Annotated in this window: 11 protein-coding genes; 5 read left to right on the forward strand and 6 right to left on the reverse strand. The window is 64.7% G+C overall.

Annotation, left to right across the window (positions count from 1 at the left end):
* Nucleotides 1–268: 268 nt before the first annotated feature.
* Together ACZYGA_RS10660 and ACZYGA_RS10665 are read right to left on the reverse strand one after the other, a co-directional pair.
* Nucleotides 269–3,208 carry an FAD-binding and (Fe-S)-binding domain-containing protein gene (locus ACZYGA_RS10660; RefSeq protein ID WP_479399150.1) on the reverse strand — a complete coding sequence of 980 codons (2,940 nt, stop codon included), beginning with the start codon at nucleotides 3,206–3,208 and terminating at the stop codon, nucleotides 269–271.
* A gap of 64 nt (nucleotides 3,209–3,272) precedes the next feature.
* Complete coding sequence (locus tag ACZYGA_RS10665; RefSeq protein WP_271302782.1) at nucleotides 3,273–4,979, reverse strand: L-lactate permease; 1,707 nt, start codon at nucleotides 4,977–4,979, stop codon at nucleotides 3,273–3,275.
* 412 nt (nucleotides 4,980–5,391) lie between these two features.
* Here ACZYGA_RS10665 and ACZYGA_RS10670 point away from each other — a divergent pair, with 412 nt between their 5' ends.
* The 3 genes from ACZYGA_RS10670 (at nucleotide 5,392) to ACZYGA_RS10680 (ending at nucleotide 10,039) form a co-directional block, all read left to right on the forward strand.
* Nucleotides 5,392–6,159 carry an FCD domain-containing protein gene (locus ACZYGA_RS10670; RefSeq protein WP_077379971.1) on the forward strand — a complete coding sequence of 256 codons (768 nt, stop codon included), beginning with the start codon at nucleotides 5,392–5,394 and terminating at the stop codon, nucleotides 6,157–6,159.
* A 77-nt stretch (nucleotides 6,160–6,236) separates the two neighbouring features.
* Complete coding sequence (locus ACZYGA_RS10675) at nucleotides 6,237–8,597, forward strand: ATP-binding protein (protein WP_479399152.1); 2,361 nt, start codon at nucleotides 6,237–6,239, stop codon at nucleotides 8,595–8,597.
* Nucleotides 8,594–10,039, forward strand: coding sequence for a sigma-54-dependent transcriptional regulator (locus ACZYGA_RS10680; RefSeq protein ID WP_479399154.1), 1,446 nt, complete (start codon nucleotides 8,594–8,596; stop codon nucleotides 10,037–10,039). The genes ACZYGA_RS10675 and ACZYGA_RS10680 overlap by 4 nt, the downstream gene beginning before the upstream one ends.
* A gap of 36 nt (nucleotides 10,040–10,075) precedes the next feature.
* On the opposite strand, the gene ACZYGA_RS10685 is transcribed toward ACZYGA_RS10680, so the two are convergent.
* The 3 genes from ACZYGA_RS10685 to ACZYGA_RS10695 form a co-directional block, all read right to left on the reverse strand.
* Entirely contained in the window at nucleotides 10,076–10,783 is a 708-nt protein-coding gene (locus ACZYGA_RS10685) for a metal-dependent hydrolase (RefSeq protein WP_077379967.1), read from the reverse strand.
* Nucleotides 10,784–11,030: 247 nt separating this feature from the next.
* The gene (locus tag ACZYGA_RS10690; protein ID WP_077379965.1) at nucleotides 11,031–11,573 is read right to left on the reverse strand and encodes a gamma carbonic anhydrase family protein; all 543 of its coding nucleotides are present in this window, start codon (nucleotides 11,571–11,573) and stop codon (nucleotides 11,031–11,033) included.
* A gap of 167 nt (nucleotides 11,574–11,740) precedes the next feature.
* Complete coding sequence (locus ACZYGA_RS10695; protein WP_479399155.1) at nucleotides 11,741–13,084, reverse strand: sodium-dependent transporter; 1,344 nt, start codon at nucleotides 13,082–13,084, stop codon at nucleotides 11,741–11,743.
* Nucleotides 13,085–13,366: 282 nt separating this feature from the next.
* Between ACZYGA_RS10695 and prlC the strand changes: the two genes are divergently transcribed.
* Together prlC and ACZYGA_RS10705 are read left to right on the forward strand one after the other, a co-directional pair.
* Nucleotides 13,367–15,415 carry an oligopeptidase A gene (gene prlC / locus ACZYGA_RS10700; RefSeq protein ID WP_479399156.1) on the forward strand — a complete coding sequence of 683 codons (2,049 nt, stop codon included), beginning with the start codon at nucleotides 13,367–13,369 and terminating at the stop codon, nucleotides 15,413–15,415.
* A gap of 172 nt (nucleotides 15,416–15,587) precedes the next feature.
* Nucleotides 15,588–15,839, forward strand: a complete 252-nt coding sequence (locus ACZYGA_RS10705; RefSeq protein WP_077379959.1) for a YheV family putative zinc ribbon protein — start codon at nucleotides 15,588–15,590, stop codon at nucleotides 15,837–15,839.
* Nucleotides 15,840–15,954: 115 nt separating this feature from the next.
* Here ACZYGA_RS10705 and sodC read toward each other — a convergent pair whose 3' ends face one another.
* Nucleotides 15,955–16,524 carry a superoxide dismutase family protein gene (sodC, locus tag ACZYGA_RS10710; RefSeq protein WP_084207737.1) on the reverse strand — a complete coding sequence of 190 codons (570 nt, stop codon included), beginning with the start codon at nucleotides 16,522–16,524 and terminating at the stop codon, nucleotides 15,955–15,957.
* Between the last annotated feature and the right edge of the window lie 73 nt (nucleotides 16,525–16,597).

Below are 16,597 nucleotides of genomic sequence, written 5' to 3' on the forward strand. Positions count from 1 at the left end.
GGCGTTGCCCGATCACCTGTTCCGTAAGGAGTGCGGCGTATTCTAGCGAATCGCCCGGGATTGTCAATCGATGACTTGGAAGCGGACTTCAAAAACATCAAATAAAACAACCACCTGCAAACCTCTTTCACCGCTGGTAACGCCATGCGTCCCCGGCAGCGGATGCGTACTTTACGCACGATTCGGCGTGAGCACAAGGGCTTTTTCAAGAGATTGTCATCACGCTGTCACGGAGCGTCACACTCCCTCTTCTCCCTATCCTTGCCCTCTATCCTTGCCTTGATGCCGAGGCACGCTCCACCAGGCCAAGAATCGACTGATAACTGAGCCCTGAGTGCTCACTCAGCCCTATCTCACAGGTGCGCGAGTTGGAGACACCATAGTCACAGTCGGCGACCACGTCCTTCAGCCCTTTCAGCGCCGAAGCATTGAGCTCCGGTGTCGCGAAGCCCTTGTCTCCCGCGAAACCACAGCAGGTGATCTCTTCCGGCACGACGATCTCGGTCGCACACTGGCGCGCCAGTGCCACGAAACGCTCCGCCAAGCCCATGCGAACACTGGAGCAGGTGACATGCACCGCGACTCTTGCCTTGAGCGGTGTGATCGAGAGGTGTGGCAATAGATAGTCGAGCACCAGCTGCACCGGCTCGACCAGCGTCAGCGATACCTCGAGATGTTCACGTGCGTAGGCCTGTGCCTGGGCGAGACACGGGCTGGTATCACAGAAGATCGGCAGACGCCCGCCATCGCTCGCTTCCACCAGCGCGACTGCCAACTCGGCGGCCTTGGCATCCCCGGCCTCGAACTGGCCCTTGGACTGGAAGGCCATTCCGCAGCACAGAGCATCCACTCCCTTGGGCAGAACGACTTCGAATCCCGCCTTGTCCATCAGGGCCAGCGCCATCTCGGTGGCGCTGCGCGGATCGATGTCGTCAGTGGCGACCCCGAAGACACGCGTAGCACAGGACGGAAAATAGACGACATGCCCATTGGGCGTCTCGTTGCGCCCCAATGGCTGCGCCAGACGTTTGAGATAGGGGCGCGGAGCGGCGGCCGGCATGCTGGGGGTCCATTGCTGCACCCTGTCGCCGGAGACCTTGCGGGCGGCCTGAGTCAGCCGTCGCATGTTGCGCGTACCGACCACACCATGCAGCCCATCTGCCAGGCGCAAGACACCGCGCATGCCACTGGTGACATGGGTGAAGTGCTCGCCGGCCCAGTGCGCCACCTTCACCTTGCCCGGATGATCGGCACCGGCGTTCTCCTCGTGGCGCAGACCGCGGATCAGATCCCCGGTATTGATGCCGACCGGACACTGGGTCGCACACAGACCATCGCCCGCGCAGGTCTCCATGCCTTGATAGGCGTAATTCTTCTTGAGCGCCGCCAGCTGAGCGCGCTGCTCGTCCGTCGGTATATCGAGGGCGGCGAGTCGTGCGATCTCACGCCGGATGACGATGCGCTGACGTGGAGTGAGGCTGAGATTCTTCGACGGACAGACCGACTCGCAGAATCCGCACTCGATGCAGCGATCCACCAGCGGGTCTGCTGCCGGGAGAGGCTTGAGGTTCTCCAGATGCAGACGGGAATTGCGCGTCAGGATGACTTCCGGATTGAGCAGATTGTCCGGGTCGAAAGCCTCCTTGATACGCCACATCAGGGCGTAGGCCTCCTTGCCCCACTCAAGCTCTACATAAGGTGCCATGTTGCGACCGGTGCCATGCTCGGCCTTGAGCGAACCACCGTACTCCTGCCCCACCAGCCGTGCGACGTCATCCATCAATGCCTGATAGCGCTCCACCTCGCCTTCACGCTCGAAGCCCTGCGGGAAGACGAAATGCAGGTTGCCTTCCAGCGCGTGGCCGAACAGGATCGCCTGGGAGTAGCCATGACGCTGGAAGACCTCCGTCAGCGCCCCGACCCCTTCCGCCAGCCGCTCGATGGGGAAGGCGACATCCTCGATGATCACGGTGGTCCCCAGGTCACGCACCGCACCGACCGCCGGAAACAGCCCCTTGCGGATCTTCCAGTACAACGCATAGCGCTGCGCATCCTGGGTGAAGGCCCACGCTTCACAGGTCTCGATGCCTTCCAGCACGCGGGCGACCTCCGCCATGCGCGCCTCCAGCTCCTGCTGATGCGCGCCGCGCACATCCACCAGCAGCGCGACCGCCGCTTCCGGCAGGGTGCGCAGCACCTCCGGCATGCCCGGCGCGCCCTCGACGGAGCGCAGCGCCGCGCGGTCCATCAGCTCCACCGCCGCGACCGGCGCCGTCTTGAGCAGCATGGTGGCGCGACAGGCCGCATCGATGTTCGGGTAGTAGACCAGCGCCGCCGCCTTGTGCGACTCCTCGATCACCGTGCGATAGGTGATCGAGGCGATGAAGCCCAGCGTGCCTTCCGAGCCGATCATCAGATGCTTGAGGATCTCGAGACCATCGGCATAGTCGACCAGCGCATTGAGGCTGTAGCCGGTCGTGTTCTTGAGGCGGTACTTGTGGCGAATGCGCTCCGCCAGTTCAGGGTCCGCCCGCACATCGCAGGCCATCCTTTCCAACGCTGCCAGCAGGCCAGCGTGGCTTGCCCGGAAGGCCTGTACGCTCTTCGGCACCGCCGTATCCAGGCAGGTGCCATCGGCGAGAATGACGCGAATGTCCTCCACGGTGCGATAACTGTTGTGTGCCGTGCCGCAGCACATGCCGGAGGCGTTGTTGGCCGCGATGCCACCGATCATGCAGCTGTTGATGGAGGCCGGGTCCGGGCCGATCTTGCGCCCGAAGGGGGCCAGCAATTGATTGGCACGCGCGCCGATCACCCCCGGCTGCAGACGGATGCGACTGCCCTGTTCCAGCACCTGCGCCCCACGCCACTCACCGCCCAGCTGGATGAGCACCGAATCCGTCAGCGCCTGACCGGACAGCGACGTCCCGGCCGCCCGGAAGGTTACCGGCAGCTTGCGCGCCCGACACTCGCGCAGCACATGTCCCAGCTCCTGCTCGTCATGCACGCGCACCACCAGCTGCGGCACCAGACGATAGAAGCTGGCATCCGTGCCGTAGGCCAGCGTCCGCAACGCGTCATGAATCAAGCGCTCAGCGGGAATGTGCAATGCCAGCGCCTCGCGCAATGCCAGATAGGCAGCTGCACGCTCAGTCGCCGATGGGGTCTCGCTCAAGGCATCTCGTGCAATGGCGTCAGGAGCAGTCATGGCCAATCTCTTTTTGAAAAAACGGTGTGGATGTCAGTCAGGGCGGCATCACGAAAAGGCTCTGTCACTTGAGCAATGGGTCACTCAGGCCCAGCAAGTGGAACGCCAGCAAGCCAAGCACGCCAGAAGCCAATAGATAGTAAGCCGTCGGAATCGCCGTCATGCGCAGGGTGCGTCCCTCACGCCCCAGCAGGCCGACGGTCGCCGAGGCCGCCACCACATTGTGGATGGCGATCATGTTGCCGGCCGCCGCCCCGACCGCCTGCAGCGCCACCATCAGCGCTCCCGACAGCCCGAGCTGGGCAGCGACATTGAACTGGAACTGGGACAGCATCATGTTCGAGACCGTGTTGGAGCCGGCGATGAAGGCCCCCAGCGCGCCGATGCCGGACGCGAACAGTGGATACGCCTGACCAAGACTGTCAGCCACCACGTCCGCCATCACTACCGGCATCGAGGCCAGGTCGTTCAGATTGACGCCGGAGTTGATCAGGATGCGCACCATGGGAATGGTGAACACCAGCACGAATCCGGCCCCGACCAGCGTGCGCCAGGATTCACTGGCCGCCGCCACCAGCTGACGCGTCTGCATGCGATGCAGCATCAGGGTGATCAGTGCCACGAAGACCATGATGCCGCCCGGCAGGTAGAGCGGTTGTATCGACCCCGACACACCGCTGGCCCCCAGCAGGTCCGTGGCACTGAACTGCACGCTGACCAGCCACGCCTTGACGTCGCCCGACACGCGCGAGGCGACCAGCAGCAGCGCGATCAGGCCATAGGGCAGCCATGCCAGCCACAGTGGTAGAGGACGTCTGCCGGCGGCGGCCATCTCGACCTCATCACGCTCCAGCGTCAGGTCGCCCAGCCAATGCCTGGGCCATTCGGCCTCGGGCGGAAAGTCCCAGCTGTCCTTCGGCAGCAGAAAACCGACACGCGCCGCCGGTACCACGATGATCAGGCCGACCAGGGCACCGATCAGTGACGGGAATTCCGGGCCGAGGAAGACTCCCGCCGCCACGTAGGGCAGCGTGAAGCACAGCCCGGCGAACAGCGCGAACGGTGCGATCGACAGCCCTTCACTCCAGCGTTTCTTCGCGCCGAAGAAGCGCGTCATCATCACGGTCATGAACAGCGGCATCAGCAGGCCGACGATGCCATGCACGATGGCGACTTCCGAGGTGATCAGCTGCAGGAAGGCCTCCCAGCTGGAATGATTCGCCAGCAGCTGCTCGCTGAGGCTGGCCTTGTCGAGGCCCGCGTTCACGCCGATCACGATCGGCGTGCCCACCGCACCGAACGATACCGGCGTCGACTGGATCATCATGCCCACCATCACCGCCCCCAGCGCCGGGAAGCCGATGGCGACCAGCAGCGGCGCCGCGATGGCCGCAGGCGTCCCGAAGCCGGAAGCGCCCTCGATGAAGCTGCCGAACAGCCAGGCGATGATGATCGCCTGTACGCGCCGATCCGGGCTGATGGTGGTGAAGGCACCACGGATCACCGCGATCGCCCCGGAATGCTTGAGGGTGTTGAGCAGGAAGATGGCGCCGAAGATGATCCACAGCACCGAGACGGTGACCATCAGTCCCTGCAGCGTGGAGGCCAGAATGCGCGTCAGCGACATCTGCCACACGAAATAGCCGATGGCAGCGGTGACGAGGAAGACCAATGGCATGGCGCGGCGCGCGGGCCATTGCAGGCCGACGAGCAGGATGCCCGCCAGCAGAATGGGGGCAAAGGCCAGCAAGGCCAGGAGGGGCTCGGACATGACGGAAACTCCGCAGGCGAATTGTTGTGATTGTTGTCGGGCACAGCAGTGAAGCACTCGGGGTTGGCGCACCCTCTGGTCAGGTCTTCACATAAATTGGTCATACCAATTTACCTTGCTGCACCTCGGCATAATCTAGGCGTCGCCCTCATGGCGGTCAAACATCATGAGCTGCCTGATATCTAGACATTGGTCAAAGCACCATCGCCCTTTAAAATTGGTATTACCAATTGTTGGCAATCCCAATCAGCCACGCGAGGCGTGGTTGTCATACATATTGGTAAGACCAATGTCGGCTGTAGCGCGAAGTCGCCACACGCCACACTGATCCTCGGTCGCGCCTCTTCTGCATGCCGCACACCGGCTTGCAGCACTCGGCGCCACCTTTCACTCCTGCCGCAAGGACACTTCCATGCGTTACGCCCCCGTCCGCCAACCCCGTATCGCCGATGTGCTCACCGAACGCCTCGAGAGCATGATTCTCGAGGGCAGTCTAAAGCCCGGTGAGCGGCTTCCTCCGGAGCGCACCCTCGCCGAGCAGTTCGAGGTCTCGCGACCGTCCGTACGGGAAGCCATCCAGAAGCTGGCGGCGCGCGGGCTTTTGACCTCACGTCAGGGTGGCGGCACCTACGTGTCCGAAGAGTTGGCGCGCGCCTGGTCCGACCCGCTCAGTGCGCTGCTGGGTCGGCACTCCGAGTTCAATCTCGACCTGCTGGAGTTTCGCGACGCCCTGGAAGGCATCAGCGCCTATTACGCTGCCATGCGCTCCACCCCGGCCGACAAGGAGATGCTGCGTCAATGCTTCGAGACGCTGGAGAAGAGTTTCGAGGGACGTGATCCGGAACTGGAAGCCGGCGCGGATGCCGCCTTCCACCTCGCCATCGCCGAGGCCGCACACAACGTGGTGCTGCTGCACTCGATGCGCAGCCTGTTCCAGTTGCTGGAGAAGAGCATCGTGGCCAACCTGCGCCACCTGTTCGAGAAGCCCGAATCGCGTCCGCGCCTGATCCAGCAGCACCGCACCCTGTTCGAGGCGATCATGGAAGGACGCGCCGAAGACGCCCGCAACGCGGCCCACGAGCACCTGGTGTTCGTCGAGGATTCACTGCTGGAGCTGGAGCGCGCCGAAACCCGTGCACAGCGTGCCCTGCGCCGTGCCCAGGCCATGCCGGAGCGCTGAGGGTGCAACGCTGATGGATCAGTGAGGGTGGCCGCTCCCCCCCTTCCCCTTGAGCCCTTGCCCAGGAAGGCCTGCCGATGAAGGACACGCGTCTGCCTCACCACTGGCGTCTGCTGCTGGCGATCGTGCTACCGATCGGTCTGATGCTGTGCGTCTGGCAGGCGGTGGCCGTCGCGCGCAGCCAGTCACTCGAGCGCCTGACCCATGAAGCAGACAACGAGTTGCGCCTGACCGCCGCCAGCCTGCGTGGTCAACTGAGTCAGCATGCCTACCTGCCACGGCTGGTCGCCGAGAACGATCAGCTGCGCGCTTTCCTTGATGCCCCCGATGACCCCAGCGCCGAGATGGCACTCAATCAACGGCTGGATCGCATGCGCGCGCTCGCGAAGGTGTCCGACCTCTACCTGGTCAACGACGTCGGCACCACCATCGCCGCCAGCAACTGGCGCTCGGCATCCACCTTCATCGGCCAGAACTATCGCTTCCGCCCCTACTGGAAGGACGCCATCGATGGCGGCGAAGCACGCTTCTACGGGCTGGGGACCAGTTCCGGCGAGCGTGGCTACTTCTTCAGCGCCAGCGTGGTGAGTCCCCGCGGGCGGCGCGGCGTGGTGGTGGCCAAGGTGCAGATCGCCGCGCTGGAAGCGGCATGGCTGGATCAGAATGCCGACATCATGGTCACCGACCCGCACGGCGTAATCTTCATCGCCAGTCAGCCCGACCGGGTACTGCGCACGCTGGACCCCCTCAGTGACGAGACCCGCAACCGGCTGCTCGACACCCAGCGCTATGCCAATCAACGCCTGCGCCCCCTGCGGCTCTATCACCGTGAAGCCTTGTCCGATCTGTCGACGCCCGAGCCGCCCTTGCGTCTCGACGCTGTCACCACGGTCGAGCTGCTGCAACTGACGCCGGGCGATCTCTGGCAGCACGCCTGGTTGAGCCTGTCACGCCCGCTGCCGGACATCGGCTGGCGCCTGCATGTGCTCAAGCCACTGGCCCCGCTGCGCGGCAGCATCTGGCAAGCCGCCGGACTGGCCGCCGGTGGCTACGTACTGCTGTGCCTGCTGGCGGGGCTGGGCTGGCAACGGCTGCGCATCCTGCGCGAGCGGCGTCTGTTCGCCGAACGTGAACGACAGTCGCTCGCCGCCAGTCAGCAACGGGTGCGGGGCATCATCGACCGCACTCAGGCGGGGCTGTGTATCCTCGATGAACGTGCTCACCTGGTGTACCTCAATCCTACCGCCGTGGCGCTGTTCGGTTCGCCCTTGAGCGCCGATGCCTCACGGGACGACAGCCCCCGGCAGCCCAGCGCACGCGAAGGGCGTGACCTGCGCGAACTGTTCCTGCCGGCCGAGCGTGCGCTGCTGGACCACCTGACCCGCCCCCGCCCGATCGGGCCGCTGGAAGTGCATGGCCTGCGCAGCGGAGTGGCCGTGCCGCTGGAGCTGTCCTGCGCCCCGCTACCGAGCCCCAATGGCCCGCGCTGGCTGGTGACGGTCTTCGATGTCAGCGAGCGGCGCGCCCAGGCCGAGGCTCTCGCCCAGGCACGCGATGCCTTCGAGCAACGCGTGGTCGAGCGCACCCGTGACCTCGCTGCCAGCAATGCGCGCCTGAGCGCGGAAGTCGAGGAACGCACCCGCGCCGAGCGTGAGCTGCGCGCGACCCGCGATGAACTGATCCAGCTCGCCAAGCTGGCAGTGCTTGGCGAGCTGGCCGCCGGCATCAACCACGAGCTCAACCAGCCGCTGGCCGCCATCCGCGCCTATGCCGAGAATGCCAGCGCCTTCCTCGCCCGTGCCCAGACACCTCAGGTCGAGAGCAACCTGCGCCAGATCACCGAGCTGACCCAGCGCATGGGCGAGATCAGCGCCCAGCTGCGCCAGTTCTCGCGCAAGAGTGGTGACCGCCTGGAAGCGGTCGACCTCGCCACCAGTCTCGACTATGCCCTGCGCCTGCTGCAGCCACGCAGTGATGCCCAGGCAGTCGACATCACGCGTGAGCAGAGCACCGCCCTGCCCAGGGTGCGCGCCGAACCGGTACGCCTCGAGCAGGTACTGGTCAATCTGCTCAGTAATGCACTGGATGCGCTGGCTGACAGGCCGTCAGCGCCAGCCTGCCTCCAGCTGAACCTGCATGAACGAGCCGGCAGTGAAGGCACGCAAGTGGTGCTGGAAGTGCATGACAACGGCCCGGGGCTTGCGCCAGCCCAGCTGACGCGAGTCTTCGAACCCTTCTATACCCAGCGCGCCGATGGCAAGGGACTGGGGCTGGGGCTGTCGATCAGCGCGCGTATCGTGGCGGATCTCGGCGGCACCCTCGAGGCGCATCCCTCACCGCTGGGGGGCGCACTGTTCCGGCTGACGCTGCCGGCGTCGGGCACGCCCTCACAGCCCCTTTCCCCATCCGCCGCCGCCAATTCACAGGAGCCGTCATGAGTGATGTCACGAATGCTGACATGCAGGTGCTGGTCGTGGATGACGAACCTCATCTACGCGACAGCCTGAGCCAGAGCCTGATGCTGGCCGATTACCTCACCCGGCCGCTGGCCAGTGCCGAGGAAGCGCTTGAGATCCTGAACACCGAAGCCCCCTTCGAGGGCGTGGTGATCACCGACATCCGCATGCCGGGCATGGATGGTCTGAGCCTGCTGCGCGCCGCCCGTGAGCTGGATGACGAGCTGCCGGTGATCGTGATGACAGGGCATGGCGATGTCGATACCGCCGTCTCCGCCATGCAGGGCGGCGCCTGGGACTTCATCGAGAAACCCTTCGATCGTGAGCGGCTGCTGGACGGGGTGCGGCGTGCGGTGGCCGCCAGACGTCTGGCGCTGGAGAACCGCTCACTGCGCGAGCAGCTGGATACCCAGCGCAACAGCGCCGGGCCGCGCCTCGTCGGCAGCAGCGAGGTGATTCAGCGCCTGGATGCCCAGGTCTCACGGCTGGCGGCGGTGGATGCCGATACCCTGCTGTACGGCGAGACCGGAGCCGGCAAGGATCGCGTGGCCCGCTGTCTGCACGAGCGCAGTCTCCGTGCCAGCAAGCCCTTCGTGGCACTCAATTGTGGCGGCATGCCGGAGACGTTGATCGAGTCGGAGCTTTTCGGCCACGAGAAGGGGGCCTTTACCGGCGCCAGCGAGCGCCGGATCGGCAAGCTGGAACACGCCGACGGCGGCACCCTGTTTCTCGATGAGATCGAGTCCATGCCGATGTCGTTGCAGATCAAGCTGTTGCGTGTCCTTCAGGAGCGCAGTATCGAGCGACTGGGCAGCAATACACCGCGCCCCATCGATATCCGCGTCATCGCGGCCACCAAGCGTGACCTGCGTGAAGCGGCCAGCGCCGGCGACTTTCGTGAAGACCTCTACTACCGCCTGAACGTCGTCACGCTGTATCTACCGCCACTGCGTGAGCATCGCGAGGATACCCTGCAGCTGTTTCGACACTTCGCCATTCTGGCCAGCGAGCGCACCAGTCTGGAGGTTCCGCCGCTGGATTCGCGTACGCTGCAGGCGCTGCTCGACCATGACTGGCCGGGCAATGTGCGTGAGCTGAGAAACTGTGCGGAGCGTCATGTGCTGCTGGGGGGACTGGAGGGCAATATCGGCGACAGCATGGCGGAGGGGCAGCCGCCGGGAGCGTCCGCCGAACAACGCAGCCTGCAGGCGGAGATGTCACTGGAAGAGAGCGTCAGCCAGGCAACCGAAGGGCAGGCACTGCCGACACGCATGGAGGCCTTCGAGGCCGCGCTCATCCGTGACGCGCTGGCCGCGTGCCGCGGACAGGTCGTGATGGCCTGCGAGCGACTGGGACTGCCGCGCAAGACACTTTACGACAAGCTCAAGAAGCATGGCCTGAGTGCCGAACCCTACCGGCGCTGAAGCGCAAGGCGGGCTGCGGGAGAGGTAGCCGTCGTGTCAGACACCGGCCATCAGGCGAGACAGGCTGGCGCCGAAGACGGACAGCGGTCCCTGCAGGTGCATGATGTCCACCAGCACCGCCAGCGGCGGTAGCCAGGGAGTCATCGCGGCGATCACCGCCACCATCGCCAGCGAGTTGCCCGGCTCGCGGTAATCGAACAGCTTGAAGGCAGTGCCGAAACTCTTCTTGAGACGCGCTCCGACCATGTCGACGCTGTACATCTCATCCAGCAACAGATGGATCATGGCGCCGAACAACAGGGCGGCGCCCTGCCACCAGGCCTGCTCCTCGCTCTGGCCGAGCAGATGCAGACTGGCGGCCGTCACGCCCAGCGAGCACAGCAATGAGGCCAGCAGGGAGTGCCAGATGCCGCGATGGACGGTGAAACGCTTGAAGATGGCGCTGGCCACATAGCGCACGCCCAGATAGGTCGCGCCGCCCGCCATCATCAGCGGCCCCGCCAGCAGGCGGTCCTGAAGCAGCAGCACGCAGGCCATGGTCGCCAGCACCGCAAACAGCGTGAACAGGATACGGATGGCGCGCGAGTTGTCGGAGTCGATGTCCGGCAGGATGCCACCGAAGGTCGTCAGGCTCGCCAGCGGCACACCCTCCGCCAGCGACCACAGGCCGCCTTGCCAGCCGGCCGCCGCCACGATACCGCCGGCAAAGGCTGCCACGGTGATATGGGTACGAAAATTGGCCATGAGATACGGGTCGCGAGCCCTCGACGATGTCACTGGACCAGTCACCACACGCTGGCACTGGATATATGTCCAGATTATGACGCAAGCATTTCATGAAAAACAATGGCTTGTCCGGGTTTGTGAATGCAGATGCTGCCTCCACCGTCAACGCTCGGGAAATACAGCCCCCGAAACGCGCACTCCCCCGCCAGCCTGGGCCGACGGGGGAGTGCTCATTGCTGCGCTCGGGGAACTCCTTGAAGGAGGTTCAGCCGGCGTAATCCTCAGCCAGATGCTGATCCTTCAGCTTGACGTAGTTCACCGCCGAATAGGTGAAGAACTCACGCTCGCTGTCCTTGATGGGACGCAGCGCACGCGCGGGATTGCCCGCATACACATGCCCGCCTTCGAGACGCTTGCCAGGCGGCACCAGTGCGCCCGCCGCGATGATGACCTCATCCTCCACCACCACACCGTCCATCACGATGGCTCCCATGCCGACCAGCACGCGGTCATGGATGGTGCAGCCGTGCAGCACGGCCTTGTGGCCGATGGTGACGTCGTCACCGATTTCCAGCGGATGGCCGCCCGGATTGAAGTCGCTGGCGTGAGTGATGTGCAGCACTGCCCCGTCCTGCACGCTGGTACGCGCGCCGATACGGATACGGTGCATGTCGCCGCGGATCACGGCCAGTGGCCATACCGAGCTGTCATCACCGAGGGCGACATCGCCCAGTACGACACTGCTGGGGTCGATGAAAACCCGTTCGCCCAGCCGCGGCGTCAGGCCCTTGAAGGATCGAATGCTCATGCCTTGCCTCCTGAATTAGGCCACCAGCCTACTGCTCCCATCGTCATGATGCCAATAGCGCGGCAGCCTGAATCGCGTTGCGGTTTGCTCGACGACGCTTATTTCCCCGCCTTGCGGCACCGCCCCTCCCGAGGACTAAACGCCCTGCTCACGTAACCCTTGACGGCCTACTTGAAGAAGCTCCACCCCAGCACGACCAGCACCAGCGGAATCGAGATCCAGCGCAGCACCCATCGCCAGCGACGGAAGAAACGACGCGACGTCCCCAGCCCCGCCAATGCCAGATTCTGCGGCATGATCCAGCCCGCGAAGATGGCGATCAGTAGGCCGCCGATCGGCAGGAAGAAGTCCGGCGGAATCGTCGTCACCACATCGAAGGCGTTCATCTCGCCCAGCAGGTGCACCTCCTTGAGGCTCGAGAAGGACAGTACCGACAACAGGCCCATCGCCCAGACCGCGATACCCACCGCCAGCGCGGCACGCCGACGTGTCATTCCCCAGCCCTGCAGCACCTCGACGATGGGCTCGGCGATGTTGATCGAGCTGGTCCAGGTCGCCAGCAGCAGCAACAGGAAGAACAGCGCCAGCAGCAGGCTGCCGCCCGGCAGATTGGCAAAGGCGATGGGCAGGCTGACGAACATCAGGCCGGGCCCGGAAGCCGGGTCCAGCCCCTGACTGAACACCGCCGCGAAGATGGCGATCCCCGCCAGCAATGCCACCCCGATGTCCAGCGCCGCCACGGCGATCGCGGCCGTCGGCAGACTCTGGCGCTCCGGCATGTAGGCGCCATAGGCCATCAGCGCACAGGCGCCGACCGCCAGCGTGAAGAAGGCATGCCCCATGGCATTGAGTATCACGTCCAGCGTGATGGCGTCGGGATTGGGCATGAACAGCCAGCTGATGGCGGGACCGAAGCCCGGAGTGCTGATGCTGTAACCGGCCAATGCCAGCAACAGCGCGTAGAGCAGCGGCATCATCAGGTTGTTGAGACGCTCGAGCCCCGAGGAGATGCCGGCGGCCACCACGCTCATGGTCATCAGCATGAAGACGGTGTGGTTGAAGGTCATGGTGACCGGGTCTTCCAGAAAGGCACCGAAGGAGGCGCCGATCTCCGGCGGGCTCATGCCGCTGAAGTCCCCCTTCAGTGAATCGACCAGATACTCGATCGACCAGCCCGACACCACCGAATAGAACGACAGGATGAAGAACATGGTGATGGCACCGAAGAAGCCCAGCCAGCGCCAGTTCGGCGTACGGCCAGCGCTGGTCGCCAGATGGGCGAGCGCCTGCATCGGCCCGCGCCGACCGGCGCGACCGATCATGATCTCGGCCATCATCACCGGCAGGCCCAGCAGCAGCACGAAGCCGATGTACAGCAGCAGAAAGGCCGAACCGCCGTTCTCGCCCGTCATGTACGGGAAGCGCCAGATGTTGCCCAACCCGACGGCAGCGCCGGTGACGGCCAGGATGAAGGCGCGGCGACTGCCCCAGCGTTCGGTGGTTTCGCTCATGTCTGCTCTCGTGGTGAAGAATCGATAGTCAATGAAGGCTCATCAGGGGCTGCAAGATAGCAGCCGCGTCGTTCAGGGCCAATGCGGGCTCGGCTCGGGCGTCCCACGCGGAGAGGTCCGGGCCGCCTCCTATCGGGTCGATAGATTGAATAACACGCGCCAAGGCCTCACATTCTAGGTATCCCCGCGGCGACGGTGACACCGTTCTCGTGGCGCCTCCGATGCGCCAGTCTTCCTTTACCGTTCACCGCTGCCGCCCACCCGAATGACGCGAGGTACACGATGTCGATCAATCCCCTGCTGGAACGCAACACTCTGCCCCCCTTCGACACCCTCAAGGCCGAGCATGTCGAAGACGCGATCAGCGAACTGCTGGAGCACAACCAGCAGGAGATCGAGCGCCTGATCGAGGCCACCCGCGACGACACGCGCTGGGACAACTTCGCCGCGCCGCTGGAAGCGCTGGGCGACCGCCTGAGTCAGGCCTGGTCACCGGTCTCGCACCTCAACTCGACCATGAATTCCCCCAAGCTGCGCGAGGCCTATCAGGCCTGTCTGGCCAAGCTGTCGGCCTACTCCACCTGGGTGGGTCAGAACAGCGATCTGGCTGCGGCCTATCAGCGCCTTGCGGACAGCGACGAATTCGCAAGCCTCGATGAAGCCCAGCAGAAGGCGATCACCAACAGTCTGCGCGATTTCCGTCTCGCCGGTGTCGATCTGCCCCAGGACAAGAAGCAGCGTTATGGCGAGATCCAGGCGCGCCTGTCCGAACTCTCCAACACCTTCTCCAACCATGTGCTGGATGCCACCCAGGCTTGGCACAAGGATGTCGAGGAAGAGGCGCTGGCGGGCGTGCCGGAAAGCGGCCTCGCGGCGCTCAAGGCCAACGCCGAGGCCAAGGGGCTGGAAGGCTATCGCATCACCCTGGACTTCCCGAGCTTCTTCCCGGTGCTCAGCTACGCCGACAACCGCGAGCTGCGCGAGGAGGTCTACACCGCCTTCGTCACCCGCGCCTCGGAAAAGGGTCCCAACGCCGGTGATTTCGACAACGGTCCGGTGATCGAGGAGATTCTGGCCCTGCGTCAGGAACTGGCCAGGCTGATCGGTTTCGACGATTACGCCTCACTGTCACTGGCGACCAAGATGGCCGACTCGCCGGCACAGGTCATCAGCTTCCTCGAGGACCTCGCGACCCGCGCAGTGCCCCAGGCGCGTGAAGAGTTCAACGAGCTGGCGGCCTACGCCACCGAAAGCCTCGGCATCGATGACCTGCAACCGTGGGATGTCGGCTACGCCAGCGAGAAGCTGCGCGAATCACGCTACGCGATCAATCAGGAACAGCTGCGCCCCTACTTCCCGGCGCCGCAGGCCATCGACGGGCTGTTCGAGGTGGTCAATCGCCTCTACGGCATCACCTTCAAGCAGCGTGAAGTGCCGGTGTGGCACGACGACGTCAGCTACTACGAGGTGATCGAGAATGACACGCCGATCGCCGGCTTCTATCTCGATCTCTATGCCCGCGAAGGCAAGCGTGGCGGCGCCTGGATGGACGAGTGCCGCGTGCGTCGTCGCCGCGAGGATGGCAGCCTGCAGTTGCCGGTCGCCTATCTGACCTGCAACTTCACCCGCCCGGTGGGTGGCCGCCCGGCGCTGCTGACCCACGATGAAGTGGTTACGCTGTTCCACGAGTTCGGTCACGGTCTGCATCACATGCTGACCCGTCAGGAAGTCGCCGAAGTCTCCGGCATCAATGGCGTGGCGTGGGACGCCGTCGAGCTGCCCAGCCAGTTCATGGAGAACTTCTGCTACGAGCGTGAAGGGCTGGATCTGATCGCGCGTCACGTGGACACCGGCGAGCGTCTGCCCGACGACATGCTCGAGCGCCTGCAGGCAGCCCGCAACTTCCAGGCGGCGATGACCATGGTCCGCCAGCTGGAATTCTCGCTGTTCGACTTCCGCCTGCATCACGAGCTCGACACGCCGTCCGCCGGCGATGTCCAGACGCTGCTCGACGAGGTACGCAGCAAGGTCGCCGTGGTCCCGGCAGTCGAGTTCAACCGCTTCCAGAATGGCTTCAGCCACATCTTCGCCGGCGGTTACGCCGCGGGTTACTACAGCTACAAGTGGGCCGAAGTGCTGTCGGCGGATGCCTTCAGCGCCTTCGAGGAAAGCGCGGTCTTCGACACCGCCACCGGTCAGCGCTTCCGGGAAGAGGTACTGGCCAAGGGTGGCTCGCGTGATGCCGCCGAGCTGTTCCGCGCCTTCCGGGGCCGTGACCCGCAGGTCGATGCCCTGCTGCGTCACTCCGGTATCGGTGCCCAGGCGGCCTGAGCCTCGCCCAGACGCCGGTCTTGATGACGGCGCAAGCCTGATCACACACCGCTGTCCCTGCGCCCCTGACCTTTGCCGGTCGGGGGCGTATCATATGGCGCATCGTCCGCCTGACGCTCGCATTGCCCGATGCCGAGCGGCCTGACACAACCAGATCCTGACTGGAGGCACCATGTCTACCATCAAGCGCTTCATCGCGGGTGCCGTCTGCCCACGCTGCGGAGCAATGGACCGCCTGCGCACCTGGGAGCAGAACGAGACACGCTACCGTGACTGCGTGTCCTGTGACTTCTTCGAGCAACAGGCCATCGAGGAACCGCCCACCCTCGAGGAGCTGTCCACGCGCGTGAACGCGCCACGCGACGAGCCCGCGAGTGATGAGGTCCAGCCGGTGCGTATCCTGGACCCCGGCAAGCGGCACTGACCGCATGTGATATCGCGAGCCCCCCGTGGCATCCATGCTTGCTGCATGAAAAAGCCCCGCCAGATGGCGGGGCTTTTGCGTATCAGCTCGACTGGCCGTCAGCAGGGCACGGCTTTCATTTGACCACGCCGCAGGCAACGCGCGAGCCGCCACCGCCCAGCTTGGGCGTATCGGTGTAGTTGTCACCGCCAGAGTGGATCATCAGCGCATGACCGCCGAGATCGCTCTCCTTGAGGCGCGGAGCCAACACCGGCAGCGAGATCTTGCCATCGGCATCGACGCTCAGCGCCGGAAGATCGCCCAGGTGGCCATCGCCATACGGGCCCTGGTGGGTGCCGGTCTCCTCTGGGTCGAAGTGGCCACCTGCCGCGGCACCGGCCACGGCCTCACCGTCCTTCTCGGCGGGTTCGCAGCTGGCATTGGCATGCAGGTGGAAGCCATGGATGCCGCTTTCGAGCCCTTCGATCTTCGGCGTCAGCAGCAGACCATCAGCAGTGTCCTCGGCCATGATGCTACCGACGGTCTCGCCCACCCCGTCACTGCTGACACGATGCATTTCCACCTCGGTGGCCGCCTGGGCGACACCCCCGAACAACCAGGCACCCAGCGCCACCGCAGCGGCGCTCTTGAAGGGCTTTCTGGTAGATGACGCAAAGGATGCCGTGTGCTGTGTCTCGTGATTCATGAGCAATCTCTCCTTCACTGAGGCCGGCTCCACTGCCGACGCCTTGAGTGGCTTGCGGGCCGCTGTCGCAAGC

Source organism: Cobetia sp. BL01 (assembly GCF_056493605.1).